This window comes from Cedecea sp. Ae19-4, from assembly GCF_059801165.1.
The window spans coordinates 721894-747972 of sequence record NZ_JBCHWG010000001.1; the positions used below are offsets into that span (position 1 = coordinate 721894).

A 26079-nucleotide genomic window follows, 5' to 3' on the forward strand; every position below is an offset into this window, starting at 1 on the left:
TGCCTCCCTAGCTCTGCGCCACTTTACGCGGGATAAAATCGTTGGCGATAACTTCTCCTTTTTCCTGAACCTGTCGCGGCTGAGGAATTTCTGGGATCGCCACGTCAAGGTGAGGGAACAGCAGTTCGCCCGCGCGGTAGGCTTCTTCCAGATGCGGATAGCCGGAAAGAATAAAGCTGTCGATGCCCAGGTTGGCGTACTCGTTTATGCGGGCCGCGACCGTTGGCCCATCGCCCACCAGCGCGGTGCCAGCCCCACCGCGAACCAGACCGACACCGGCCCAAAGATTAGGGCTGATCTCCAGCTTGTCTCGCTTACCGCCGTGCAGGGCGGCCATGCGCTGTTGCCCGACGGAGTCGCTGCGGGCAAAAGCGGCCTGTGCCTTGGCGATGGTGATGTCATCGAGGTGAGAAATAAGCCGGTTTGCCGCCTGCCACGCTTCTTCGTTGGTTTCGCGCACAATAACGTGCAGGCGAATACCAAAGCGAACTTGCCGCCCCCGCGCTTCAGCTTTCGCCCGAACTTGCTCGATCTTTTCTTTTACCAAATGTGGAGGTTCGCCCCAGGTCAGGTAAAGGTCAACCTGCTCGGCCGCAAGATCCTGAGCGGCATCGGACGATCCGCCAAAATAAAGCGGTGGGCGAGGTTGCTGTACCGGGGGATAAAGCAGCTTCGCGCCTTTGACCTGGATGTGTTTGCCGTCATAGTCGACGGTTTCGCCTTCGAGGACGCGCCGCCAGATATGCGTAAACTCTGCGGAGGCCTCATAGCGCTCTTCATGGTTTAGAAAAACGCCTTCCGCAGCCAGTTCTTCAGCGTCGCCCCCGGTCACCAGGTTAAACAATGCTCGCCCGTTGGAAAGGCGATCCAGCGTGGCGGCCTGGCGAGCGGCAAGAGTAGGGGAGACAACGCTCGGGCGCAGTGCGACCAGGAACTTAAGCCGTTGAGTGACCGGGATCATTGAGGCCGCCACCAGCCAGGCATCCTCGCAGGAACGCCCGGTCGGGATCAGCACGCCGGTGAAGCCGATGCGGTCTGCAGCCTGAGCTATTTGCTGCAGGTAGCCATAGTCGACCGGACGTGCGCCCGTGTCGCTGCCAAGATAGTGCCCATCCCCGTGGGTAGGTAAGAACCAGAACAGATTCAGACTCATGACTTAGCTCCTTGTGTCTTGCCGGCGGGTTGCCAGATGCGGGTTCGGATATCGACTTTCTTTGGAACAAGGCGATTTTCATAAAACAGGTCGGCGGTATTTTGCTGTTTGGCGGCAGTCGCTTCGTTGACCGGCGTAATTTCTGAAGGAGGGCGATGGTCAAAGTAAGTGGCAATGACGGCTTCAGGCAGGCCCATCGTTTTAGCGAGAAGCGCTACGCTTGCTGCCCGCTGCGTGCGGGTGAGCGCGTCGGCATCGCTAAAGGTTTTCAGTACCTGTTGAAGAAACGGGCCGTTCGCTTCTGCATAAGGACGGGAAGCTAAATAGAACGACCCGGTTTGATTCAGCTCGCTGCCGTCCGTTAAGACGCGAACACCGCCGTTTAACAGCGCTGCCGAATAGTACGGATCCCAGATAGCCCAGGCATCGACGTTCCCTTGCTGAAAGGCCGCGCGGGCATCGGCGGGGGTCAGGTAAGCGGGTTGAATATCGGAAAACTTCAGTCCGGCTTGCTGCAACGCGCGCAGCACCAGGTTGTGTGAGCTGGAGCCTTTCTGGAAGGCAATCTTATGGCCTTTTAAATCCGCCACGGTTTTCAGGGGGCTATTTTCGGGGACCAGAATCACCTCTGCTTTCGGTTTGGGCGGCTCGGCACCTACATACAGCAGATCCGCTCCGGCGGCCTGCGCGAAAATAGGCGGGATATCGCCCGTGCTGCCCAAATCGATGCTGCCGACGTTCAGTGCCTCCAGCATTTGTGGCCCGGCGGGAAACTCAATCCACGAGACTTTGGTATTCGGGTATTGCTTCTCCAGGAGCTGGTGGCTTTTGGCTAACACCATACTGACGGAGCCTTTTTGGTAACCAATGCGCAGCTGTTCCGGGCCGCTGTCCGAGGCGTTGCTATAGGTTGAAAAAGCAAGCAGGCCGGCAAAAGCGAGCCACGGAGAGCGGCGTTTAAGCAAATTAAACATGGCTCACCCCTCGGGCGTTAAACGGCGAAGGTACCGCAAAGTCACGGCGGTGGAGCGCCTGCCAGAAGGTTTCCAGCGCTTCGTCCAGACGTTTTTGTAGGTTAGGCGTGAACTGAGGTTTGTGCTGGTAATCGGCTATCTGGCCGTCGTCGGCGAAAACGCCGTGCAGGATCTCCTGTGCTTTGAGCGCATTCAGCACCGGTTTAAGGGCATAGTCCACGGCGAGCATATGCGCTACGGTACCGCCGGTAGCGAGAGGCAGAACAACCTTCTTCTCTAAGGCGCGTTCGGGGAGCAAATCGAGCAGCGTTTTTAGCGCGCCTGAAAATGAGGCTTTGTAAACCGGGGTGGCGATAATCAGGCCGTCGGCAGTGCTGAGTTGTTCGGTGAGCGCCAGCAGCGCCGGGCTGTCGAACCTTGCATAGAGCAAGTCTTCAGGCGCGAAGTTCTGTAAGTGCCAGTGATAAACTTCAACATCAAGGGCGCTCAGCTTCTCCCGCGCATACTCCAGCAGCGAGCTGGAACGGGACGGGTAGCGAGGGCTTCCGGCCAGGGTAATCACACGCATCACGACTCCTTATAACTAATTGTTTGCTTTTATCTAACATTGATAACAATTAGCGTGATACTCGCAGAGATGATTTCCGTGGCTAAGTGATTTTTCCGGGATAGATTTGCGAAAAAGCGCATATTGCGCGCCGGGAAAGAAAACGGTTGCCTCTATTCAGGCTTTTTTGCGACAGGTCAATTCCAATCATCCCCCGGATCGTGAATAATAACGCCCCGGTCTGCACACCGGGAATCCAGGAGAGTTCATGTACTACCCCTTCGTTCGTAAAGCCCTTTTTCAGCTCGATCCAGAGCGCGCTCATGAGTTAACTTTTCAGCAATTACGCTTTGTCACCGGAACGCCGCTTGAGTGGCTGGTGCGTCAGAACGTGCCGTCAAAACCTGTGACCTGCATGGGGTTAACGTTCAAGAATCCGCTCGGCTTAGCCGCGGGCCTGGATAAAAACGGGGAATGTATCGATGCCTTCGGTGCGATGGGCTTTGGCTCCATTGAGATTGGCACCGTGACGCCGCGTCCGCAGCCGGGGAACGACAAGCCACGTATCTTCCGTTTGGTGGAAGCCGAAGGGCTGATTAACCGAATGGGGTTTAATAATCTCGGGGTGGATAACCTGGTCGAAAACGTAAAAAAAGCGCATTTCGACGGCGTGCTCGGGATTAATATCGGCAAGAACAAAGATACCCCCGTTGAACAGGGGAAAGACGATTATCTGATCTGCATGGATAAAATTTATCCATATGCTGGCTATATTGCGATCAATATCTCATCACCGAATACGCCAGGGCTGCGTACTTTGCAATATGGTGAAGCGTTGGACGATCTTTTAAGCGCCATTAAAAATAAGCAACAAGCGCTGCAAGAGATCCACCATAAATATGTTCCCGTGGCGGTGAAGATCGCGCCGGATCTTTCTGAAGAAGAATTGATCCAGGTGGCAGACAGTTTAGTTCGCCATAATATTGACGGGGTCATTGCAACCAATACTACTTTAGACCGCAGCCTTGTTCAGGGCATGAAACACTGCGATGAAACCGGGGGCTTAAGCGGGCGTCCTGTACAATTAAAAAGCACGGAAATTATTCGCCGCCTGTCTCAGGAATTAAATGGCCGCCTGCCGATTATTGGCGTAGGAGGGATTGATTCCGTGGTTGCCGCTCGCGAGAAGATGGCGGCTGGCGCTTCGTTGGTTCAAATATACTCAGGCTTCATTTTTAAAGGCCCACCGCTGATTAAAGAAATCGTTACCCATCTCTGATCATTTACCTTTTACAGACAACCAGGGCTTTATTTTCGGTCCTGGTTGTTTTATATTCCGCTACTGTTGCTTATTTAAACATATTGGTCTTTTATTAATATGGTAAGAATTTGAGTGGCAATTCAGCAGCGGGATAAATGAAGGGTAAGCATTATGCGAATAAAACCGGATGATAACTGGCGTTGGTATTTCGATGAAGAGCACGATCGAATGATGCTCGATTTGGCCAATGGTATGCTTTTCCGTTCGCGCTTTCCCCGTAAAATGCTAACCCCGGATGCCTTTGAAAATTCAGGTTTTTGTGTTGATGATGCGGCGCTTTATTTCTCTTTTGAAGAAAAATGCCGTGATTTACCGTTAGGGAAAGAGCAGCGCGCCGAGCTGGTGCTCAACGCCCTGGTAGCGATTCGCTTCCTCAAACCGCAGATGCCAAAAAGCTGGCATTTTGTCTCCCACGGCGACGGCTGGCAGCCAGAAGTAGGGGAAGGGGCCTGCGTGTGGCTAAGCGAGAATATGCAGCAGGTGAACCTGCTGGTGGTGGAAACCGGCGACAATGCCGCACTTTGCCTGCTTGCTCAGCAGGGGCTCACGTTAGCTGGCCGCACGATGCAGCTTGGGGATGCCATTAAAGTGATGAATGACCGGCTGAAACCGCAGCCTTTAAGCAGCGGCCTCAGTCTCGATCAGGCCGTTTAGCGCGACGCCACGCTCACATTCCCTGTAGGCACGCAGCTGCAGCATAAAATGGTGCCGTCCGCGCCAATGGCGCCTTTCTTCAGTGCTTTCACTTCGCCATCCAGCAACCTAACCCGACAGCTTCCGCATATCCCGGCCCGGCAGGAATAGGGGACGCGAATCCCTTTGTTTTCCAGCTGTTCCAAAAGAATCTGTTGGTTATTGCCCTGGAACGTCGTGCCTTCCCAGTCGATGCTGACGCTGCTTTCAGGCTGGCTCTGAGGTTCGAGGCTTTCCACCACTTCGCCGGGGCCATAAACATTCGCCGGCCTGTGGGCCAGCACCTCCAGCTCGTCGCCCACGCGAATAACTCCGCTGTTACGGGCAATCAAATTCTGACCAAAATCGACTGCGCCGCTATTATCCTGCGCGGTGCGGAACCCCTGCAGCGTTTTGAGCGGTTCTCCACTCGGATGTTTCAGGCCGCGTTCCGGGCTAACCGTCGTAAAAATACAGCGGCTGCAGGGTTTAGCCACGTCGAAAGTGACCCCGCCAATACGCACGACTTTCCAGGTATCCTCCGCCCACGCAGAGGCACCGGTCACCACGATATTCGGGCGAAACTGGGTCATTTTAACGCTGGCGGGGCAGCGGTTTTGCAGGTCGCGCAGCGAAGCTTCGTTGGTCAGCAAATAAGGGAAACCGTCGGCAAAAGAGAGCGGCACTTCTTCGTGGCGTTTCACCCGGCGGGTGGGCCGCTCACCAACCCAGCGCAGCTGCACCGGGCGAGAGAAGAACCCGCTCAGCCACTGATTAATTTCATCGGGCGCAATGAGCGCGGTAAAGTGCGTGCCCCAGACTTCTGTCGGCTCCGGCGTTGCGGCGAAATCAGCAAAGCGAATGCTGGCCGAGCTGCCGTCCGGCGCGGATAAATAAAGGCCGTCATGCACGAATGCGGGAGTGAACAGCACCATCTGCGGATGCTGGCGGGCGGTAATAAAGGTGCCATCCAGCTCGGTAATCATAAAGATGCGATCAAAGGCCAGGCCGCTGGTGGTTGCCTGCGCGTGGGAGAGCGCCAGGCCGCGCATAGATTTTACCGGGTGAATAAAGAGTTGAGACAAAGTAATCACGGCGCCCTCCGTGGGAAGTAAATATAAGAGGGCAACTTTATGACATGCGTTGCGGATTAGCTATAATGCGCCACAATTTTCTTTTTACCTGATAAGTGACGATATGAATTCTCTGTTTGCCAGTACGGCGCGTGGGCTTGAAGAGCTGTTAAAAACTGAACTAGAAAACCTGGGGGCCCAGGGCTGCCAGGTGGTTCAGGGCGGCGTACATTTCCAGGGGGATACTCGTCTACTCTATCAAAGCCTGATGTGGAGCCGCCTGGCTTCGCGCATTTTGCTGCCGCTCAGCGAATGTAAAGTCTACAGCGACCTTGATCTTTATCTCGGCGTGATGGCGATCGACTGGCCGGCGCTGTTCGGGCCGGGCGCAACCTTTGCCGTGCATTTTAGCGGCCTGAACGAAACCATTCGCAACAGCCAGTACGGGGCGCTGAAGGTAAAGGATGCGATCGTTGACTCCTTTACACGTAAAAACCTGCCGCGTCCGGATGTCGATCGCGAGAAGCCGGATCTGCGCATTAACGTCTGGCTGAATAAAGATACCGCCAGCATCGCCCTGGATCTCAGCGGCGAAGGCCTGCACCAGCGCGGCTACCGCGATGCAACCGGCGCGGCCCCTATTAAAGAGACGCTGGCAGCGGCTATCGTGATGCGCTCCGGCTGGCAGCACGGCACGCCGCTGTTGGATCCGATGTGCGGCTCCGGCACCTTGCTGATTGAAGGGGCGATGATCGCCACCGATCGTGCGCCGGGCCTGCACCGTAAGCATTGGGGCTTCCTGAACTGGGCGAAGCATGATGCCGATGTCTGGAAAGAGGTGGTAACCGAAGCCCAGGTTCGCGCCCGTCGCGGCCTGACTGAATATCAGTCTCGCTTCTATGGTTCAGATAACGACAGTCGCGTGATTGAACGCGCCCGTGCCAACGCCCGCCGTGCGGGTCTGGCTGACGTGATCAGCTTCGACGTTAAGGATGTGGCGAACCTGGTCAATCCGCTGCCGGAAGGCCCGGCGGGGACGGTTATCAGCAACCCGCCATACGGCGAACGTCTGGAAAGCGAGCCGGCGCTGATTGCCCTGCACAGCCTGCTGGGTCGCCACCTGAAAAACCAGTTTGGCGGCTGGCATCTTTCGCTGTTCAGCGCCTCCCCTGAACTGCTGAGCTGCCTGCAGCTGCGCGCTGACCGCCAGTTTAAAGCCAAAAACGGCCCACTGGATTGCGTACAGAAAAACTATCAGCTGGCGGCAAATCCTGCCGGCGTTGCCGCGGCCAGCGGCCAGATTGCCGAAGATTACGCCAACCGCCTGCGTAAAAACGTCAAGAAGCTCGACAAGTGGGCGCGTCAGGAAGGCATCGAATGCTATCGCCTGTACGATGGCGATCTGCCTGATTACAACGTGGCGGTTGACCGTTACGGCGACTGGGTTGTGGTGCAGGAGTACGCGCCCCCGAAAACCATCGATCCAAACAAAGCCCGCCAGCGTCTGTTTGACGTCATCGCGGCAACGCTTGCTGTGCTTGAGCTGCCGACGAACAAGCTGGTGTTAAAAACTCGCGAACGTCAGAAAGGGAAAAGCCAGTACCAGAAGATGGGCGAAAAGGGTGATTTCATGGAAGTGAGCGAATATGACGCTCGCCTGTGGGTCAACTTGACCGACTATCTGGATACCGGCCTGTTCCTCGACCACCGCATTGCCCGCCGCATGCTGGGGCAGATGAGCAAAGGCAAAGACTTCCTGAACCTTTTTGCTTATACCGGTACTGCAACGGTACACGCGGGGCTGGGTGGGGCGAAAAGCACTACTACGGTAGATATGTCTCGTACCTATCTTGAATGGGCAGAGCGCAACCTGCGCCTGAACGGCTTGACCGGCCGCGCCCATCGGCTGGTGCAGGCTGATTGCCTGGGCTGGCTGCGCGACAGCGACGAACAGTTCGACCTGATCTTTATTGACCCGCCGACGTTCTCTAACTCCAAGCGTATGGAAGACTCTTTCGACGTGCAGCGTGACCACCTTGCGCTGATGAAAGATCTGAAGCGCCTGCTGCGTCGCGGCGGTACCATTATGTTCTCAAACAATAAACGTGGCTTCAAAATGGACTTCGCCGGCCTGGCGGAGCTGGGCCTGGTTGCACAGGAAATTACACAAAAAACGCAGTCGCAGGACTTTGCGCGCAACCGCCAGATCCATAACTGCTGGTTAGTCACTCACGAATCCCGGGATTAATAGTCATGTCATTAATTAGTATGCACGGTGCCTGGCTGTCGTTTAGCGACGCACCGCTGTTAGATAACACCGAATTACACATCGAAGAAAACGAACGCGTCTGTCTGGTCGGCCGTAACGGCGCGGGCAAATCAACGCTGATGAAGATCCTCAACCGCGAAGTCCCGCTGGACGATGGCCGCATGGTTTATGAGCAGGATCTGATCGTCGCTCGCCTGCAGCAGGACCCGCCGCGTAACGTTGCGGGCACGGTGTATGACTTTGTGGCGGAAGGGGTGGAAGAGCAGGCGGAATACCTGAAGGCCTACCATGATATCTCCCACAAAGTAATGAGCGATCCGAGCGAGAAGAACCTCAACGAGATGGCTCGCATTCAGGAGATCCTCGATCATCAGGGCCTGTGGCAGCTTGATAGCCGTATTAACGAAGTGCTGGAGCAGCTTGGTCTTGAAGCGGATACCGAGCTGTCTGCGCTGTCCGGCGGCTGGCTGCGTAAAGCCGCGCTGGGGCGTGCGCTGGTCAGCTCTCCGCGCGTATTGCTGCTGGACGAACCGACTAACCACCTCGATATCGAAACCATCGACTGGCTGGAAGGCTTCCTGAAAGAGTTCCAGGGCAGCATTATCTTTATCTCCCACGACCGTTCGTTTATCCGCAATATGGCCACCCGCATTGTCGATCTCGATCGCGGCAAGCTGGTGTCTTACCCTGGTGATTACGATCAGTATCTGCTGGCGAAAGAAGAAGCCCTGCGCGTGGAAGAGTTACAGAACGCCGAGTTTGACCGCAAGCTGGCGCAGGAAGAAGTGTGGATCCGCCAGGGCATCAAAGCGCGTCGCACCCGTAACGAAGGGCGCGTTCGTGCCCTGAAAGCGATGCGCCGTGAACGCGGTGAACGTCGTGAAGTGATGGGCAGCGCGAAGATGCAGGTGGAAGAAGCGAGTCGCTCAGGCAAAATTGTCTTCGAGATGGAAGACGTTAACTATCAGGTTGCCGGTAAAACGCTGGTGCGTGATTTTTCCGCTCAGGTGCTGCGTGGCGATAAAATTGCGCTGGTAGGGCCGAACGGCTGTGGCAAAACCACGCTGCTGAAGCTGATGCTGAGCCAGCTTCAGGCCGACAGCGGCCGCGTACACTGCGGTACCAAGCTGGAAGTGGCCTACTTCGATCAGCACCGTGCCGAGCTGGATCCTGACCGTACCGTGATGGATAACCTGGCGGAAGGTAAGCAGGAAGTGATGGTGAACGGCAAGCCGCGCCATGTGCTGGGTTACCTGCAGGACTTCCTGTTCCATCCCAAACGCGCGATGACGCCGGTGCGTGCGCTTTCCGGTGGGGAACGCAACCGTCTGCTGCTGGCGCGTTTGTTCTTAAAACCTAGCAACCTGCTGATCCTCGATGAACCAACCAACGATCTGGACGTCGAAACCCTGGAGCTGCTGGAAGAGCTGATTGATGGTTACCAGGGCACCGTGATGCTGGTCAGCCACGATCGTCAGTTTGTCGACAATACCGTGACCGAGTGCTGGATCTTCGAAGGCCAGGGCAAAATTGGTCGCTATGTCGGTGGCTACCATGATGCCAAAGGCCAGCAGGGTTCCGCTCAGCCGCTGCGTCAGGCTGCTGCGGCTAAATCCGAGAAGGTCGAATCGCAAAAAGCAGAACCTGTTAAACGTGCCAATAGCAAACTAAGCTATAACCTGCAGCGCGAATTAGAGCAGTTGCCTCAACGGCTTGAGCAGCTTGAAGCCGATTTAGGCACGCTGCAGGCGAAGGTCGCCGATGCTGATTTCTTCAACCAGCCGCACGATGTGACCCAAAAAGTCCTGGCGGAAATGGCCGCGGCGGAACAGGCTCTGGAAGAAGCATTTGAACGCTGGGAGTACCTGGAAGCGCTGAAAAACGGCTCGTAATCTAAGGAGAGTTACGATGTGTGCCACGCACCACCATCGCTCGCATATTTTGTGTCGACAATGTGATTTGCTGGTGGCGCTGCCCGCCCTGCAGGATGGCCACAAAGCCTCCTGCCCGCGCTGTGGCACTCCGTTAGTCACGCAGTGGTTTTTGCCGCGTCAGCGGCCAACGGCTTACGCCTTGGCGGGGCTGTTTATGCTGCTGCTGGCTAACCTGTTTCCTTTCATCAATATGAAGGTGGCCGGGATCAGTAGCGAAGTCACGCTGATGCAAATTCCCGGCGTGATGTTTTCCGAAGATTACGCCAGCCTTGGCACCTTCTTTCTGCTTTTTGTTCAGGCGGTGCCGGCTTTTTGCCTGATAACTATCCTGCTGTTGGTCAACCAGGCAAAATTGCCTTTTGGGCTTAAACGCTGGCTGGCGCGAGTGCTGTTCCAGTTGAAAAGCTGGGGCATGGCGGAAATCTTCCTCGCCGGGGTATTGGTTAGCTTCGTGAAGCTGATGGCCTATGGGGACATTGGCGTGGGCAGCAGCTTTATTCCCTGGTGCCTGTTCTGCATTTTGCAGCTTCGAGCCTTCCAGTGCGTGGACCGGCGCTGGCTTTGGGATGATATTGCGCCCATGCCGCCAGTGCACCATCCGTTAAAAGTTGGTGTGTCGGGGATTAAGCAGGGGCTGCGCTCTTGTTCCTGCTGCACGGCTATCGTTGAGGCGGATACGCTGGTCTGCCCTCGCTGCGGGACACACGGCCACGTTCGCCGCAGGCACAGCCTGCAGTGGACGCTGGCGCTGCTGATCACCTCCATTATGCTTTATCTGCCGGCAAACATTTTGCCGATCATGGTCACCGAAATGCTGGGCAGCAAATATCCTTCCACCATTTTGGCCGGGGTGATCCTGCTCTGGAGTGAGGGATCTTATCCGGTGGCAATGGTGATTTTTATCGCCAGTATCATGGTGCCTACGCTAAAAATGATCGCCATCGCCTGGCTGTGCTGGGATGCAAAAGGGCACGGCAGGCGTGACAGCGAGCGAATGCACCTGATTTATGAAGTTGTTGAGTTTGTCGGCCGCTGGTCGATGATCGACGTATTTGTGATTGCCGTTCTCTCCGCGCTGGTGCGCATGGGTGGGCTGATGAATATCTACCCGGCTATGGGGGCGTTAATGTTTGCCTGTGTAGTGATTTTGACAATGTTTGCTGCGATGACTTTTGACCCTCGCTTGTCCTGGGATCGCGCTGACGATGTAACTGATGAGGAGTCTTCCGAACATGGAAAATAAGCACGGCGAGGCGAAAGTGCAGAAGGTAAAAAACTGGTCGCCGGTTTGGATCTTTCCCATCGTAACGGCGCTGATTGGCGCCTGGATCCTGTTTTATCACTACAGTCATCAGGGGCCGGAAGTGACCCTGATCACCGCCAACGCAGAAGGGATTGAGGGCGGTAAAACCACCATCAAAAGCCGCAGCGTAGACGTTGGGGTAGTGGAGAGTGCACAGCTAACGGACGATCTACACCATGTAGAAATTAAGGCGCGGCTAAATTCCGGGATGGAGAAGCTGCTGCACAAAGATTCCGTGTTCTGGGTGGTAAAACCGCAGGTGGGGCGCGAAGGGATCTCCGGGCTCGGCACGCTGCTGTCCGGCGCCTATATTGAGCTGCAGCCGGGGACCAAAGGCGAGCAGCCCGAGAACTATGCTCTGCTGGATGCGCCGCCGCTGGCGCCACCTGATGCCAAAGGCATTCGCATTACGCTCGACAGTAAAAAAGCGGGCCAGCTTACCCCAGGGGATCCGGTGCTGTTCCGCGGCTACCGCGTAGGCTCGGTGGAAACCAGCACCTTTGATACCAATAAGCGAGCGATTAGCTACCAGCTGTTTATTGCGGCACCAAACGACAGGCTGATTACCAGCAACGTCCGTTTCTGGAAAGACAGCGGCATCGCCGTGGATATGTCCGCCCAGGGGATGCGCGTGGAGATGGGGTCGTTAACCACGCTGTTTAGTGGGGGCGTCAGCTTCGACGTGCCTGAAGGCTGGGAGTGGGGCAAGCCGGTTGAAACGGGCGCTGACTTCCAGCTGTTTGACGATCAGAAAAGCATTCAGGATTCGCTGTATACCAACCATATCGATTACCTGATGTTCTTCAAAGATTCTGTTCGTGGTCTGCAGCCAGGTGCGCCGGTGGAATTCCGCGGCATTCGCCTGGGGACGGTGGCACAGGTTCCGTTCTTCAACGAAAAAATGCGCCAAAGCCTGAATGACGATTTCCGCATTCCGGTGCTGATCCGCATCGAGCCAGAACGTTTGAAAAATATGCTCGAAGATGGCGCGGATATCTCGACCAACCTGCAGGTATTGATCAAGCGCGGGCTGCGTGCCTCGATGAAAACCGGGAGCCTGGTGACCGGAGCGCTGTTTATCGATCTCGATTTCTATCCGAAAGAGAAAGCGCTGGGCGATCTGCCTCAAATCGCGGGCTACCCGCTTATTCCAACGGTGAGCGGCGGCCTGGCGCAAATTCAGCAAAAACTGCTGGAGACGCTGGATAAAATCAACAACCTGCCGATTAACCCGATGCTGGAACAGGCCACGAATACGCTGGCTGAAAGCCAGAAAACGATGCGCCACCTGCAGCAGACGCTAGATAATCTGAACAAGATTACTTCCAGTCAGTCGATGCAGCAGCTACCGGAAGATATGCAGAAAACGCTTCGCGAGCTGAACCGCAGTATGCAGGGCTTCCAGCCGGGCTCTGCGGCCTATAACAAGATGGTGGCGGATATGCAGCGTCTTGATCAGGTGCTGCGCGAGCTGCAGCCGGTATTGCGTACGCTGAACGACAAGAGCAACTCGCTGATATTTGAAGCGAAGGATAAAAAGGATCCGCAGCCGAAGAGGGCACAACCATGAAAAAGTGGCTCACGCTAGCCGCCGTCTTAGCGCTTTCCGCCTGTAGCGGGAGCGACAATGGCAAAACGTACTATCAGCTGCCGCAAACTTCACAGCCTGCTATGCAGGCCGTGAGCCAGCCTGGAAGCCACTTGCTGTGGGTCGATCAGGTCACCGTGCCTGATTTCCTCGCCGGCACAGGGGTGGTTTACCAGACGACCGATGTGCAGTATGTCATCGCCACCAGCAACCTTTGGGCCAGCCCGCTTGACCAGCAGTTGCGCAATGCGCTGGTCAGTAATCTCAGCAGCGCATTGCCAGGCTGGGTGGTTGCCTCCCAGCCGCTAGGCCACGATCAGGATGCGCTCAGCGTGAATGTGACCGGTTTTCACGGCCGCTATGATGGCAAGGTCATTGTCAGCGGAGAGTGGCTCCTGAAGCGTCAGGGCGAAATTATTAAGCGCCCGTTCCATATAGAACTGAAGCAACAGGATGACGGCTACGATGCCATGGTGAAAACCCTGGCTCAGGGCTGGCAGCAGGAAGCGAAGAGTATTGCTTCGGCGCTCACACGCCTTAATTGATAGGTAAAATGATTGGTACAAAAAAGCTGCGATTTTCACCTTCGGGTGGTCGCAGCTTTTCTTTTTTGCTGAACCGGTTAGCGACAGGCGCGCCTCAGTTTTTGTCGAAAAGATAACCAGAATATCGCGGAAATGTGACATTGGCGTGAATTTTGCGCATTGACGCTCACTGAATTTCGCGTTATTGCTTATCCGTGGTTGCACATTTTGTAATCACTGTTTTCTTTTCCACCAGACAATGTAATGAGGGAAACGAGGCATGAAGAGACAAAAACGAGATCGCCTGGAACGGGCACATCAACGTGGTTATCAGGCAGGTATCGCCGGACGCTCAAAAGAGATTTGTCCATATCAGACTCTGAATCAGAGGTCCTACTGGATGGGAGGCTGGCGAGAAGCCATGGAAGACAGGGCGGTTACTGCGTAATCACTGTCTCTTTAGAAAAAGAAACCTCCGCATCGCGGAGGTTTCGCCTTTTTGGACCGGTGTAACATCGATCAGGGTTTAGGGAAAATCCAGACGTGCTGCTCTGGCAACTGGAGATGATGCGGCTGAGCATCACGCATATCATTGCCGTAGGCGCGAATCACGAAATCATCTCCAGAGGTTCTGAAGAGATATTCCCAGCGATCGCCGAGATACATGCTGGTTAACAGCGGCAGCGTCATGCCGTTTTCCCCCGGCAGATCGGCAATCCGTACGCGCTCCACGCGAATCACCGCCGTCCCTTCCTGCCCGGCCACGACGCCAGCCCCAGCTTTGCCCCAGAGCGCCCATCCGCTGCCCTCAATGCGTGCTTTACCGTCGCGAACCTCAGTCACTTTACCGTTCAGGCGGTTATTGCTGCCCATAAACTCGGCGGTGAACAGCGTTTGCGGTGAGCCATACATCTCTTGCGGGGTGCCCTGTTGCTCAATTTTTCCGTTATTCAGCAGCAGAATACGGTCAGAAATGGCCATCGCTTCGTTCTGATCGTGGGTGACCATTAACGCCGACAGCCCTAGCTTGATAATCAGTTCTCTCAGGAAGACGCGGGCTTCTTCGCGCAGCTTCGCATCCAGGTTGGAAAGCGGTTCATCAAGCAAAATCACCGGCGGGTTATAAACCAGCGCCCGGCCAATCGCGACGCGCTGCTGCTGCCCACCGGATAGCTGATAAGGGTGGCGCTGGCCGAGGTGCCCAAGCCCCAACTGATCCAAAACGGCCTGTACGCGCTGGTTGATTTCCGCCGTCGCCACTTTACGCAGCTTGAGCGGGTAAGCGACGTTTTCAAAGACGGTTTTATGCGGCCACAGGGCATAAGACTGGAAGACCAGGCCAAGATTACGTTCTTCGGCCGGGATCTCTTTGCGGGATGCGCCGTCGTAAACGTTGCTTTTGCCGATAACAATTGTGCCCTGGGTGGGTTTTTCCAGTCCGGCGACGGCGCGCAGCAGCGTTGTTTTGCCGCTGCCGGAAGGGCCAAGCAAAGACACGACTTCGCCGCGCTTCAGCTCCATGGAAACGCCTTTCAGCACGGGGTTGTCGCCGTAGGTTAAGTGCAGGTTCTCGACCGATAACTCAATCATGTAATTTCACTCCAAAACGAAGGGCAATGCCGAGCCCTAACACCACGAACAGAATATTAATAAAGGAAAGTGCGGCGACAATATCGATGGCGCCCGCGGCCCACAGCGAAACCAGCATGGAACCGATGGTTTCCGTACCGGGGGAAAGCAGGTAGACGCCGGTAGAATATTCACGCTCAAAGATCAGGAACATCAGCAGCCAGGAGCCAATCAGGCCGTAGCGCGACAGCGGGATGGTGACGTGGCGGGTAATTTGCCCACGGCTTGCCCCGGTGCAGCGGGCGGCCTCTTCCAGTTCCGGCCCAACCTGCAGCAGGGTAGACGAGATAAGGCGCAGGCCATAGGCCATCCACACGACGGTATAGGCCAGCCAGACGCTGAATATTGTGCTGCGCAGCGAGCGTAGCCAGACGATAAGGTTATCCCGCAGCCACTGGGACCACGGCATACCGGAAAGCCAGCCGGACTTCAGCGCGTTATCCAGCCACATCGGCAGGAATAAAAACACCCACAGGAAGGCCAGACCGGCCAGCAGGCCAGGCACGGCACGAGGTACCAGCACGCTGTAGTCCAGGAAGCGGGTCACGTTGTCTGGTTTTCTGTGCATGGCGATGCCGATAAACAGGTAGCAAACCACCGCCAGCGCGCCGCCGATGACCCCTATCGCCATTGAGTTGACGATGGCCCGCAGCAGGTTGGGCTGTTCCCAGATAGTGCGGAAGGTATTGAGCGACAGTTCATCCCACAGTGAAACGCCCACGCCCCAGTTGGAGATAAAGGACCGCAGGATAACGCCAATCAGCGGCACCCCGATGGTAACGGTCAGCCAGAACGCCACGACGGCGCCTGCGACCCAGCGCCATTTACCCAGCGGCAGGGCTCGCGCCTGAGAGGCTTTGCCTTTGACGGTGACAAAGCGGTTTGCCGTGCGCATCAGTCGGCGCTGCAGCATGACCAGCGGGATAGTGATACAAATCAGCACGACAGCGACGGCAGCCATCAGATGATAGGACGGCGTCCCGAGCTTATTGGTGAGCTTGTAGAGATACGTTGCCAGCACCATGTTGCCTTCCGGGTCGCCCAGCACGAGCATCAGACCGAAAACTTCCAGCCCGAGGAAGAACAGCAGCACGGTGGCATATAGCATTGCCGGACGCACCATCGGCAGGCTGACGGCGGTCATCACCTGAAGCGGCGTTGCACCTGCGGTGCGAGCCGCTTCCTCTACGTCGGAACCTACGCTGCGCAGGGCCGAGGAGATGTAGAGATAGGCGTGGGGTACATGCGTCAGGCCTGCGATCACCACGATGCTCGACATGTCGTAGATATTCCACGGCACGAAACCAAGCAGCGACTGCGCCCACAGGGAGAAGAAGCCAACCGGGCCTGCGGCCACCACATAGCCAAATCCCAATACCATCGGCGACACAAAAATAGGCACCAGAATCAGCGGCTCGATGATGCGTCTGCCCGGCAGGTCAGTACGCACCATCAGGAAAGCCAGAATGCCGCCCAGCGGGATGGCAATCACCACCAGGCCAAAGGCCAGAATAAAGCCGCTCTTCAGCGCCAGGTAAAAATCGGAGTCGGTGAAGATAAATTCAAAAGATTCGAGGCTCCACTCCTTCGACGGGGAGAAGAAGGGGGCCGAGAGAAAACTCTGTATAACGATAAACGACAGCGGAATATAGATAACCAGCGCAGTTATCAGCACCACAATGCCGCGCGGCAGGCTTTGCCACTTTCTGCGTAATGCATCCATGTAACGATCCCTCAGGTCAGTTAGCCTGAATAGCCTAATGTGTTCGGGTTAAGCGAGGCGCAGCCGGACGGCACGCCTCATCAAAGGATTATTTCGCGGCGGCTTCGCGCCACTGTTTGATGTAGTCCAGGCGTTTTTTCTGCTGCAGGTATTCCAGCAGGGTTTCATCCACCGGAATCGGCTTCAGGGCGTTGCCGAGTTTTTTGGTCATGCCGTCGATGTCGTTGTCACCGTCGATATCATTGCGGATGGAAGGAATATCCGCCTGATTAGCGAGGATGTTTTGCCCCTTTTCAGACAGCACGTAGTCAATCCACAGCTTCGCCGCGTTGCTGTTTTTCGCTTCATTGCTGATAAAGGAGACGCGTGACAGCACCAGGGTGTAGTCCTTCGGATAAGCGATACCGAGGGAGGTGTCCGTTTTGGCACGGGCTTCGGCGTAAGAGCCCAGAATGTTGAAGCCAATCAGGTTTTCACCCGAGGAGACTCGCTCCATCATGGTGCCGGTTGAGGACTGAACCGAAAGGCCGCCTTTGGCTACATCGGCGAGCGTTTGGAAGTAATTTGGATCGGCCTTGTGATCCTGTACCGAAAGCATAAAACCGAGACCGGATTTTTCAATATCGTAAGTGGTGACTTTTTTGCTGAATTTTTCGGGCTGGCTGGCGATAAGTTTGGCCAACGCTGCATGGCTGTCAGGCACTTCATTGGCTGGGATCAGGCGTTTGTTATAGATAAAAATGACCGGCTCATAGGTGGTACCGTAGGCCTTGTCTTTCCAGACTGCCCACTTCGGCAACTGGCCTTGCTCCGGGGATTTGTATTCCTGGGCATAGTCGGTGGCGAGCTTTAATGCCGTGTCCATGGAAGAACTCCAGACCACGTCACCGCTGGTACCGCCGGCGGCCTGTTCGCTGATATAACGGTTGTACAGCTCGGTGCTGTTCATGTCGTTATATTCTACTTTGATGCCCGGATATGCGGCCTCAAAGCCCTGAATAAGCGGGGCCGCGGTTTTGGTGTCGGTGGTGGAGTAGAGCACCACTTTGCCTTCTTTGGTCGCGGCATCGATGATTTTTTGATAATCCGCCGGATAGCCCTGAGGCACAGCAGAAAATGCAGAGGTAGAGAGCAGCACGGCAGAAGCAAGGCAAGATATACGTAACTTATTCGACATTATTGTTAACCTCTAGTTACATTTGAGAAACTAAAAATCAACATAACGCATAACGTTTTCCAGGCAAGAGGGGGCGTTTTTTATCTTCACGATTTGTGATTTCGAACGTTGTTTAAGCAATTAACGCCATAAAAACCACGGCAAGAAAGCGTCATTCAGGCGGGCGATAGAAACAAAAAAGCACCCACTGCGAGCAATGGATGCTTTCGAGGTAAAGCCAGATGAAACGGTATTAGAAAGCAGACGTGTCTTTGAAAAGACCCACTTTCAGGTCGGTTGCGGTGTAGATCACACGGCCATCAACCAGTACTTCACCGTCAGCCAGGCCCATGATCAGGCGGCGATTCACAACGCGTTTGAAGTGAATGCGGTAGGTAACTTTCTTCGCGGTAGGGAGAACCTGACCGGTAAATTTCACTTCGCCCACGCCCAGCGCGCGGCCTTTGCCTTCGCCACCGAGCCAGCCGAGGTAGAAACCAACCAGCTGCCACATGGCATCAAGCCCCAGACAGCCAGGCATCACCGGGTCACCAATAAAGTGGCAACCAAAGAACCACAGGTCAGGGTTAATATCCAGCTCGGCTTCCACGTAACCTTTATCAAAGTTACCGCCGTCCTCGGTCATCTTGACTACGCGGTCCATCATCAGCATGGAAGGTGCAGGCAGCTGCGGGCCTTCAGCCCCAAACAGTTCGCCACGCCCTGAGGCAAGAAGATCTTCTTTCGTATAGGATTCGCGTTTATCTACCATGTCTACAGTAAGCCTTTTTATAATGAAGCACGCAGGTTAGCTAACACGTGTACGCTCAACAAGTCCGATCAGTTGTGGTTGAACCAGTTGAGCCAGCGTAGCGGCCACGGAAAGCGCTGGCGAACATCCGGCGCCGAGGCCTGAGCAATACGCTCCTGCACCGCACGCATCAGGGTGTTTTGCCCTTCGCCATCCCACGGGAGATTGGTCAATAACGGCAGGGCATCAGCCACGTCGTCAATTGCCCAAATCGAGAATTTATTTTGCTCGACGGCCTCCAGTACATCTTTATGCAGCGACAGGTGACGTACGTTCGCCAGAGGAATAATAACACCCTGGGCACCGCTAAACTCACGCTGCTGACAAATGCGGAAGAAACCTTCCACTTTTTCATTCAGCCCGCCAACGGGCTGTACACGGCCGAACTGATCCACAGAGCCGGTGATCGCAATGTGCTGATAAATAGGGACGTTAGCCAGGGCACTTATCAGGGCGCAAAGCTCAGCCATGGAGGCGCTGTCGCCGTCAACTTCGCTGTAGGACTGCTCGAAGGTAAGGGACGCCGAAAACGGGATTTGCTGGTCAAGCTGCAGCTCTGACATCAGAAATGCCTGCATGATCATCATCCCTTTGGCGTGAATGTTACCGCCGAGTTCTGCCTTGCGCTCTACGTCCGTAAACTCCCCATCACCAACGTGAACCACGCAACTGATACGGGAAGGTTCACCAAAGGCCCGTGGATGACCCGGGAATTCAATGACCGACAGCGCGTTAATCTGGCCGATCATTTCGCCCTCGGTTTCAATCAGGATTTGCTCCATCAGGATTTCATCCTGCATGCGCTCGGCCAGGAAACCTTCGCGCCATTCACGCTGTTCAAGCATTTGTTGGAGCTGTTCGGCGTTAAAGCTGTCTGCTTCGGTAAACGGCGCGACTTCACGCAGCTGGCGTGAAATCCAGGAAGGGCAGAGTGGCAGCATTTCTTGATCGCCCGTGTAGCGGACGGCCTCACGAATCAGCGGTTGCCAGGCATCGGCTGCAGGTGCTGGCAATGACTTCTCAGCGGCGATGGCATAGATCCACTGACACCAAAGCGCCATTTCATCGGCAGAAGCAATTTGCAGATTGTCTTCAAATTCACTGTAGATAGCGGCTGCAGCCAGATCCATCTCCATTTCCTGGAAATCCGCCAGCGAGTCGCGCTCGCCAACCAGGACCAGTTTGAAATCCAACGCTAATGACGGAATTTTTACCGGCAGCGGACGAGTTTCGTCAGGTGAAATCCAGTCGAAACGCCCCTGGGTCATGATTTGTTTCAGGCGTAGCCACAGCAGCGGCTGGGCAAGGACGCTACGCATCGACAGCACCAGGACGCCGCCGTTCACGCGATGGATCAGGCCGGGCTCCAACGACACCTCGCCCGCAAACTGCCGCACGCAGCCGAACAGTTGCTCCGGTTCAACCCAGTCAGCGGCAATAACTTCTCCGCTGGACGCAAAGTTATCGTCAGCGTTCCCGGCCGGGCGCAGGGTGACCCGATTACCTTCAATGAGATAATGTCCGCCGATGATTTCTTCGGCTTCATCATGGGATGCTTCAACGGCCGCGGCGATAAGATCCAGATACTCTTGTTCTTCCGGGGCTTTTATCAGCATTAGATCGACGGAAGAAACGGAAAGGTTGAGTTGCTCAATCCCGTAAACTAAACGAGGTTGAACCGCAGAAAGAGGGGCGGAGTCGGTATCATAAGGCTGTGCAAAAATTTCCTGATAGCTTTCGGTATCAGGCACCAGGGCACGCCAGTCAAGTCGATTAGTCGTCAAAGTCGCTATATTTTTTAATGAGATGTCAAAGGCGCGATTATACAAGAATCGCTCGGGTAGCACACGGATAAAGCAGTAACACAGTTTTATCCCTCTCACAGCTTTGATTTTCAGTTCAGCGAATGGCGTAAAAACTGTTATTCTGAACTAAGTTACACGGTCACACTGAGATCACAATGAAATATCAACAGTTGGAAAATCTCGAGAGCGGCTGGAAGTGGAAGTATCTGGTTAAGAAGCATCGCGAAGGGGAATTAATCACGCGATACATTGAGGCCAGTGCAGCCCAAGAGGCGGTAGAGCAGCTCCTGACGCTGGAGAATGTGCCGGTTCTGGTTCAGAGCTGGATTGATCAGCATATGAACCCGGCGCTGCATAACCGCATGAAGCAAACGATTCGTGCGCGGCGTAAAAGGCATTTTAACGCTGAGCATCAGCATACCCGCAAGAAATCCATCGATCTGGAATATCTTGTCTGGCAACGTCTGGCCGGGCTTGCTCAACGTCGCGGCAATACGCTTTCGGAAACGGTTGTTCAGCTGATTGAAGATGCGGAGCGCAAAGAGAAGGTGGAAAGCAAGATGTCGACGCTTAAGCAGGATCTGCAGGCTATGCTCGGTAAAAAATAAAGCACTGAAAGCGTGCACGACCTCGCCATCGCGAAGTCTCAGACAATAAAAAACCCCGCCATGGCGGGGTTTTTGTTCAAGGAAGGGTAACTTATGCCGCAGGCTGAGTTACAACTTCTTTGATACCTTTAACTTCGATCTCAACGCGACGATCTGGAGCCAGGCAGTCGATCAGTTTAGCTTTAGGCGCTACTTTGTCACAGGTGTTGCCGGTAACTGGGTTAGCTTTGCCCATGCCACGTGGAGAGATTTTGTTCGCTGGGATACCTTTAGAGATCAGGTAATCAACAACGCTCTGTGCACGTTTTTCAGACAGTTTCAGGTTGTACTGCTCGGAACCGATACGGTCGGTATAGCCCAGAACAACAACGGAACCATCTTTAGGATCCAGGTTGCTCAGCTGGGTGTACAGCTGATCCAGTGCCTGCTGACCTTCTGGTTTCAGGGTTGCTTTGTTGAAGTTGAACAGAACGTCAGACTTCAGAGTGAAGTGTTTGGTCTGTACTTCTGGAGCTGGAGCTGGAGCTACAACTGGTGCAGCTTCTTCCTGCTGGCCAAAGCGGTAGGAAACACCTACGCTCAGCATGCCGTTGTCAGGACGAACGCCAACGGTCTGTGCATCACCGATGTTGTTAACCCACTGGTATTCCAGACGGGTAGCGATGTCACGGGTAACTGCCCACTCAACACCACCAGCGAATACTGGGGAAACACCGGTGTCGTGGTTTTTACCAGCTTTGGTGTTTGTAGAGTCTGCACGCCATACCATGCCGCCCAGACGGGTGTAGATGTCCAGGTCGTCAGTGATTGGGTAACCCAGTTTGGTGGTCAGCTGTACGCCCTGAGCTTTGAAGGCACCGCTAACTTCGCTGCCTTTGTAAGGCATACGGCCAAGCCAGTCATAACCCATTTCAAAACCAACGTACGGGTTAACCTGATAACCACCGAAGGCACCAGCGCCCAGCTGGCTTTCGTGGGTGTTACCGTTGTTTTGCAGGTCCTTGTTATACCAGCCGGTATCGTGGAACTGAGACCAGCCCAGTTTACCACCTGCATACCAGGTGTTATCTTTCGGTGCGGCCTGCGCTACGGTAGCGAAGCCAGCCAGTGCCACTGCAATCGCGATAGCTGTCTTTTTCATTTTTTGCGCCTCATTATCATCCAAAAGGCCATGAGCTCTAAACCAATTTAAAGCCCAGGGTTAAATCCTTCGCCCGGGTTTACGCTCAATTGTTACTCTACCGATATATCGGTGTTATGAAGAGCAACCCTGGCGAGGTAAAGTCTACAACGTAGTTGGAAAGTTACAAGTGTGAAGTCCGTCAGGCATATGAAAAAAAACGACTTGCATACATATTTTTTTACAGAATGGACTGTTTTTTGAGCGGGGCGCCTATCCAATAAACCCCGTCAAACCGCCATATGACGGGAGTTTTTGAGTCATGACAGCGGATTATATGGCATACGTAAAAAATTCCAGGATTTCTCCTAAATTTACTTAATGATACAAACTAGAATGAATTTTTAGGCCATTTCGTGGTCTTGAACCGGATGTTCCTGTGCTGGTTGGACGCATAATAAAGCCCATCGCATTGCCAGCTTCGGCTGCTATTGTCAGCCGTAAATGTTCTTCATCTGTTAATTCTTCCGTAAGCCAGCCGATGACTACGCTGTAATTTCCCGTCTGCAAAGCTTTCACCATGGCATCAACGGTGCAGAGAGGATCTAACTGATTTGCCTGCATCACTTTTGCCAGCGGCAGCCCAGCCGCCTGCAGCCATGTACGGCTGAGTTTTTGCTGCGGTGTTAGCCATAGCTGCCAGCGGGATTGTTGTCCCAACTGCTGTAATAAAGGTAGCAGAATAAACTGCGTAACCCATGGGCTCTCTTCGCTGTAGACCACTTCACTGATTAACCCCTGTACGCTGTTATCAGAGAGAGACTGCGCCGGGGTGTGCGCAGTAACTGCAACATGACGAAAGTGAGTTTGAGCGTTATGTGAGTGCATAGTGAGTCCCGCCTAATGGGTTACTGTATGCATATACAGTAATATCTGTGCGAACAAAGATCAACCGGAATTTCGGAAAGTGTCTCGCATTTTCCGTACGCAAAAGCGACACCGATGAAATTGTCGTTGCCATTAGCTTTAACCTTACTTATTTTCAGGGATTAAGAGGGTTAGTAACTAAAGCAGCTATTTACCAGTTGATATATAAGGACATATTATGAAAAAGGTGACATTTCTTAGAATTCATAAATCACGGAAATATCTTTCGTCACTGGGTAAAATCGGCTACAGACCGTTATTTGGCGGTTATAGTCTGACCGTCGACGGTGTGGTTTTTGCTATGGTGGCGGAAGGTGAGCTTTACCTGCGAGCTTGTGAACAGTGCGCGGAATATTTCATCCAAAAGTCGGCCCCACCGCTGATGTACAGTAAACGGGGGCTCCCAGTCGCACTGAATTACTATCGTGTCGATGAAGAGCTTTGGGAAAATCCCGATAAACTCGTCCAGCTCTCTTCCCTGGCTTTACGAAGCGCCCAATGGGAGAAGACACAAATTAAGATACGTTCTCGCCGCCTTAAGGATCTCCCCAATCTTTCCCTGAATATTGAAGTTATGCTTCGTGAGGTGGGCATTAATGATCCACAAACGCTTCAACTCTTTGGGGCAAAACGGTCATGGCTAAAATTACGCAGTACCCGGAAAACGGTAGGTATTAAAGTACTGCTCGCGCTTGCAGGCGCTATTCGTGGTGTTCATGAGGCTGTACTGCCTGCTGATGTTCGCAAAGAATTGACGGACTGGTGGCGCCGCTATGAGCAGCGGCGCCAGCCTTATTCTGAGCACTGAGAGATTTGTTGCTGAAGACGAGAGATCTCTGGCAGAAGCGCAATTAATAACCCAATTTGTTGCAGCACCAGGGGTTCTTTTGTGTCTGCCCGAGTCTCAAGCTGCGAGATGCGGGCGGAGAGCCCTGTCAGAGCAGCCTGAACGCGTCCTTCATCGACAGGCAAGTGATGCAGTGCGTCATCAACGTAGCAGACGGCGTCATCAAGCAACATTAACGTATCGCCGTGGTTGAGTTTTTCCCTGTGCGCACCTAATGCAGAGATATAGCTGTTAAACGAGTGGTTCAGGCAAAGCAGACGGAACGCCGCTTCCCGCATCTCAGCGGAGACTCGAGGCTCGGAAGACATATTTGAAACCACGGAGGCCAGCTCGGCGTCTCTGTTATGGGCATCCCGCCGGGCAATGCGATATTCCAGGCGGTTATCACGTCCCTGATGGTACTGCTCAAGAATGGCATCCAGATAGCGACAATTGGCGTTGAACGCACGTTCAACGACTCGTGAAAGCCGGCGGAATTGCCAGTCAGGCCAGATGAAACTCACCGCCGCCCAGGCTATTGCGCAGCCTAAGAGGGTATCAATCACGCGCGGGAGAGCGACTTCAAAACCTTCTCCTAGCAGATTAAAACACAGTAATACCAGCAGAGTAATAAACATGGTGGCGTGGGCGTATTGCACATTGCGGAAAGCGAAGAACAGCACGCCAGTAATGACGATCAGTATCAACTGGCCTTCGAGAGACGGGACAAGCCAAAGTAAAGGCAGGCCAACGGCCACCCCAACCAGCGTGCCGATGATACGCAGCGCTAAGCGTCGCCGGGTTGCACTGTAGTTGGGCTGGCAGACAAACAAGCTGGTCAGAAGTATCCAGTAACCATGCTGCAAACCCGTAAACTGAATAAACGCATAGCCCACACAGAGCACCAGGGACATCCGCACCGCGTGACGAAAGAGTGCGGATTCAGGCGTGAGGTTAAGCTTCAGCCGCTGCCAGATATCATCGAAGCCGGTCAGCTTGTCGTCTGCCAGACGATTCTCGGGATCGTTCTGTGGCTCAGCAATCGCCTGTTCTGATTCAATGTTTGCCAGTTGCGCATCAATTGCCCTCAAGTTTGTAATCAGAAAGCCTAACGCTTTTATCTCAGACGTTGTTGCATGGCTGGCACGAATTCGGTCCAGAGCGGAGTCCAGATGAGTAAATGCGCGTTCAAACCGTGGGTCGTGCTGATAAGGGACTCGCAGCAGGATTGATCGAGAGAGCTGCTGGCAGGCATGAGATTGCATCGTTAGCAGACGCTGAAAGCGGAACATCACGTCGCTATAGCGAAACTTATCGCGTAAGGCCTGGTACTGAATATGAGACGAGCTCGCCCGCTCGTGAATATCCTGGGCTACGAAATAATAGTGAAGTGTTCGACGAGTCCCTCTCTGCCCCCGATCGCCGCGGAGGCGAGTTAGTAATGAGCTTTTCGTCTGGTTTAGCGTGGTGACTAATTGGCTGTTAGCCATAGCCAACTGGAGCATTGGAGCCTGGCTTTCTTCTTCGATATCAGGATCAAACAGCGAGGCTTTAATTTCCAGAAAGCTCGCGAGGCTTTCATAACAGCGTGCCAGGTTGTCCTGCAGGGGCCGAATCGGGAAAATTAAATGGCCTGCTAAGGTCAGCAGGTTATACCAGACGGCGCCGGCTAAAAGGAACAGTGGTTGCTGATACCAGTGCTCGTAGAGGGAAATACCGAGCATCGTGTAGATAGCAATCAGCAATGCACCAAAGGCAATGGTGGCATAGCGTTGGCCCAGCCCTCCAAGGAGGATAAATCCGCTGGTGGAGACCGTTAAGCCCACGGCAAACAGCCACGGCCAGGGAAACAGCAGCTCAACAGACGCTGAAGCAATGAAAAAGCTGACTAAAGTGATCAGTAAATTTCGTAGCCTACCACTTACCCGGTCGTCGAGATCGGCCAGGGCGGCAGCCACAACGCCAAGCGTGAGGGGGATCGTCAGCTTGACTTCACCGAGCCACCACGGCAGTGCCGCAGTGCCTGCAAGGGCAATAAATATGCGCAAGTTGTAAAGCCAGGCGCTGTTCCAGGTGTAACGACGTACCAGTGGGCTTAGGGTCAGCACAACGGCTC

General features: G+C 54.3%; 22 protein-coding genes. 10 read left to right on the forward strand and 12 right to left on the reverse strand.

Features of this window, described 5'->3' with window-relative positions; genetic code table 11:
* Positions 1 to 7: 7 nt before the first annotated feature.
* The 3 genes from ssuD to ssuE are packed head-to-tail and all read right to left on the reverse strand — an operon-like array spanning position 8 to position 2695.
* A complete protein-coding gene (gene ssuD / locus AAIE02_RS03315; RefSeq protein WP_336983269.1) occupies positions 8 to 1153 on the reverse strand; it encodes an FMNH2-dependent alkanesulfonate monooxygenase in 1146 nt (381 codons plus the stop codon).
* Positions 1150 to 2127 carry an aliphatic sulfonate ABC transporter substrate-binding protein gene (locus AAIE02_RS03320; RefSeq protein WP_166995524.1) on the reverse strand — a complete coding sequence of 326 codons (978 nt, stop codon included), beginning with the start codon at positions 2125 to 2127 and terminating at the stop codon, positions 1150 to 1152. Before AAIE02_RS03320 ends, ssuD begins: the two co-directional genes overlap by 4 nt.
* Positions 2120 to 2695 (reverse strand): NADPH-dependent FMN reductase, encoded by a 576-nt coding sequence (gene ssuE / locus AAIE02_RS03325; RefSeq protein WP_008461226.1) that lies wholly within the window; start codon positions 2693 to 2695, stop codon positions 2120 to 2122. The genes AAIE02_RS03320 and ssuE overlap by 8 nt, the downstream gene beginning before the upstream one ends.
* Before the next feature lie 247 nt (positions 2696 to 2942).
* On the opposite strand from ssuE, the gene pyrD reads away from it, so the two are divergent.
* Both pyrD and zapC read left to right on the forward strand, forming a co-directional pair.
* Positions 2943 to 3953 carry a quinone-dependent dihydroorotate dehydrogenase gene (gene pyrD, locus AAIE02_RS03330; RefSeq protein ID WP_213715925.1) on the forward strand — a complete coding sequence of 337 codons (1011 nt, stop codon included), beginning with the start codon at positions 2943 to 2945 and terminating at the stop codon, positions 3951 to 3953.
* Positions 3954 to 4106: 153 nt separating this feature from the next.
* Positions 4107 to 4649, forward strand: coding sequence for a cell division protein ZapC (zapC, locus tag AAIE02_RS03335; protein ID WP_008461231.1), 543 nt, complete (start codon positions 4107 to 4109; stop codon positions 4647 to 4649).
* Here zapC and AAIE02_RS03340 read toward each other — a convergent pair.
* Positions 4646 to 5761, reverse strand: a complete 1116-nt coding sequence (locus AAIE02_RS03340; protein WP_166995530.1) for an MOSC N-terminal beta barrel domain-containing protein — start codon at positions 5759 to 5761, stop codon at positions 4646 to 4648. The two genes, zapC and AAIE02_RS03340, sit on opposite strands and share 4 nt — an antisense overlap.
* 103 nt (positions 5762 to 5864) lie before the next feature.
* Between AAIE02_RS03340 and rlmKL the strand changes: the two genes are divergently transcribed.
* The 6 genes from rlmKL (at position 5865) to rmf (ending at position 13806) form a co-directional block, all read left to right on the forward strand.
* Positions 5865 to 7988, forward strand: a complete 2124-nt coding sequence (rlmKL, locus tag AAIE02_RS03345; protein WP_498531963.1) for a bifunctional 23S rRNA (guanine(2069)-N(7))-methyltransferase RlmK/23S rRNA (guanine(2445)-N(2))-methyltransferase RlmL — start codon at positions 5865 to 5867, stop codon at positions 7986 to 7988.
* Positions 7989 to 7993: 5 nt separating this feature from the next.
* The gene (locus AAIE02_RS03350) at positions 7994 to 9901 is read left to right on the forward strand and encodes an ABC transporter ATP-binding protein (protein WP_008461239.1); all 1908 of its coding nucleotides are present in this window, start codon (positions 7994 to 7996) and stop codon (positions 9899 to 9901) included.
* Positions 9902 to 9917: 16 nt separating this feature from the next.
* Complete coding sequence (gene pqiA / locus AAIE02_RS03355; RefSeq protein ID WP_008461241.1) at positions 9918 to 11186, forward strand: membrane integrity-associated transporter subunit PqiA; 1269 nt, start codon at positions 9918 to 9920, stop codon at positions 11184 to 11186.
* Positions 11176 to 12816 (forward strand): intermembrane transport protein PqiB, encoded by a 1641-nt coding sequence (gene pqiB / locus AAIE02_RS03360; RefSeq protein WP_008461242.1) that lies wholly within the window; start codon positions 11176 to 11178, stop codon positions 12814 to 12816. Before pqiA ends, pqiB begins: the two co-directional genes overlap by 11 nt.
* Positions 12813 to 13379: a membrane integrity-associated transporter subunit PqiC gene (pqiC, locus tag AAIE02_RS03365; protein WP_008461243.1), complete on the forward strand. Its 567-nt coding sequence runs from the start codon at positions 12813 to 12815 to the stop codon at positions 13377 to 13379. The genes pqiB and pqiC overlap by 4 nt, the downstream gene beginning before the upstream one ends.
* A 259-nt stretch (positions 13380 to 13638) precedes the next feature.
* The gene (rmf, locus tag AAIE02_RS03370; protein ID WP_008461244.1) at positions 13639 to 13806 is read left to right on the forward strand and encodes a ribosome modulation factor; all 168 of its coding nucleotides are present in this window, start codon (positions 13639 to 13641) and stop codon (positions 13804 to 13806) included.
* A gap of 71 nt (positions 13807 to 13877) precedes the next feature.
* Here rmf and AAIE02_RS03375 read toward each other — a convergent pair whose 3' ends face one another.
* The 5 genes from AAIE02_RS03375 to AAIE02_RS03395 all read right to left on the reverse strand — a co-directional run bounded on the left by AAIE02_RS03375 (position 13878) and on the right by AAIE02_RS03395 (position 20461).
* Positions 13878 to 14948 carry an ABC transporter ATP-binding protein gene (locus tag AAIE02_RS03375; RefSeq protein ID WP_312744035.1) on the reverse strand — a complete coding sequence of 357 codons (1071 nt, stop codon included), beginning with the start codon at positions 14946 to 14948 and terminating at the stop codon, positions 13878 to 13880.
* On the reverse strand, positions 14941 to 16710 hold the full coding sequence (locus AAIE02_RS03380; RefSeq protein ID WP_498531964.1) for an ABC transporter permease: 1770 nt from the start codon (positions 16708 to 16710) through the stop codon (positions 14941 to 14943). Before AAIE02_RS03380 ends, AAIE02_RS03375 begins: the two co-directional genes overlap by 8 nt.
* 88 nt (positions 16711 to 16798) lie before the next feature.
* On the reverse strand, positions 16799 to 17887 hold the full coding sequence (locus AAIE02_RS03385) for an ABC transporter substrate-binding protein (protein ID WP_166875364.1): 1089 nt from the start codon (positions 17885 to 17887) through the stop codon (positions 16799 to 16801).
* A gap of 232 nt (positions 17888 to 18119) precedes the next feature.
* Positions 18120 to 18638, reverse strand: a complete 519-nt coding sequence (fabA, locus tag AAIE02_RS03390) for a bifunctional 3-hydroxydecanoyl-ACP dehydratase/trans-2-decenoyl-ACP isomerase (protein WP_008461248.1) — start codon at positions 18636 to 18638, stop codon at positions 18120 to 18122.
* 68 nt (positions 18639 to 18706) lie between these two features.
* A complete protein-coding gene (locus AAIE02_RS03395; protein WP_336983264.1) occupies positions 18707 to 20461 on the reverse strand; it encodes an AAA family ATPase in 1755 nt (584 codons plus the stop codon).
* A gap of 176 nt (positions 20462 to 20637) precedes the next feature.
* Between AAIE02_RS03395 and matP the strand changes: the two genes are divergently transcribed.
* Positions 20638 to 21090, forward strand: coding sequence for a macrodomain Ter protein MatP (matP, locus tag AAIE02_RS03400; protein ID WP_008461251.1), 453 nt, complete (start codon positions 20638 to 20640; stop codon positions 21088 to 21090).
* A 91-nt stretch (positions 21091 to 21181) separates the two neighbouring features.
* Here the strand turns inward: matP and ompA are convergent, their stop codons facing one another.
* Together ompA and sulA are read right to left on the reverse strand one after the other, a co-directional pair.
* A complete protein-coding gene (gene ompA, locus AAIE02_RS03405; protein WP_498531965.1) occupies positions 21182 to 22231 on the reverse strand; it encodes a porin OmpA in 1050 nt (349 codons plus the stop codon).
* 357 nt (positions 22232 to 22588) lie between these two features.
* Positions 22589 to 23098 carry an SOS-induced cell division inhibitor SulA gene (gene sulA / locus AAIE02_RS03410; RefSeq protein WP_008461253.1) on the reverse strand — a complete coding sequence of 170 codons (510 nt, stop codon included), beginning with the start codon at positions 23096 to 23098 and terminating at the stop codon, positions 22589 to 22591.
* A 217-nt stretch (positions 23099 to 23315) separates the two neighbouring features.
* Between sulA and AAIE02_RS03415 the strand changes: the two genes are divergently transcribed.
* The gene (locus AAIE02_RS03415; protein ID WP_498531966.1) at positions 23316 to 23945 is read left to right on the forward strand and encodes a TfoX/Sxy family DNA transformation protein; all 630 of its coding nucleotides are present in this window, start codon (positions 23316 to 23318) and stop codon (positions 23943 to 23945) included.
* Here the strand turns inward: AAIE02_RS03415 and yccS are convergent.
* Positions 23930 to 26068: a YccS family putative transporter gene (gene yccS, locus AAIE02_RS03420; protein ID WP_498532651.1), complete on the reverse strand. Its 2139-nt coding sequence runs from the start codon at positions 26066 to 26068 to the stop codon at positions 23930 to 23932. The two genes, AAIE02_RS03415 and yccS, sit on opposite strands and share 16 nt — an antisense overlap.
* Between the last annotated feature and the right edge of the window lie 11 nt (positions 26069 to 26079).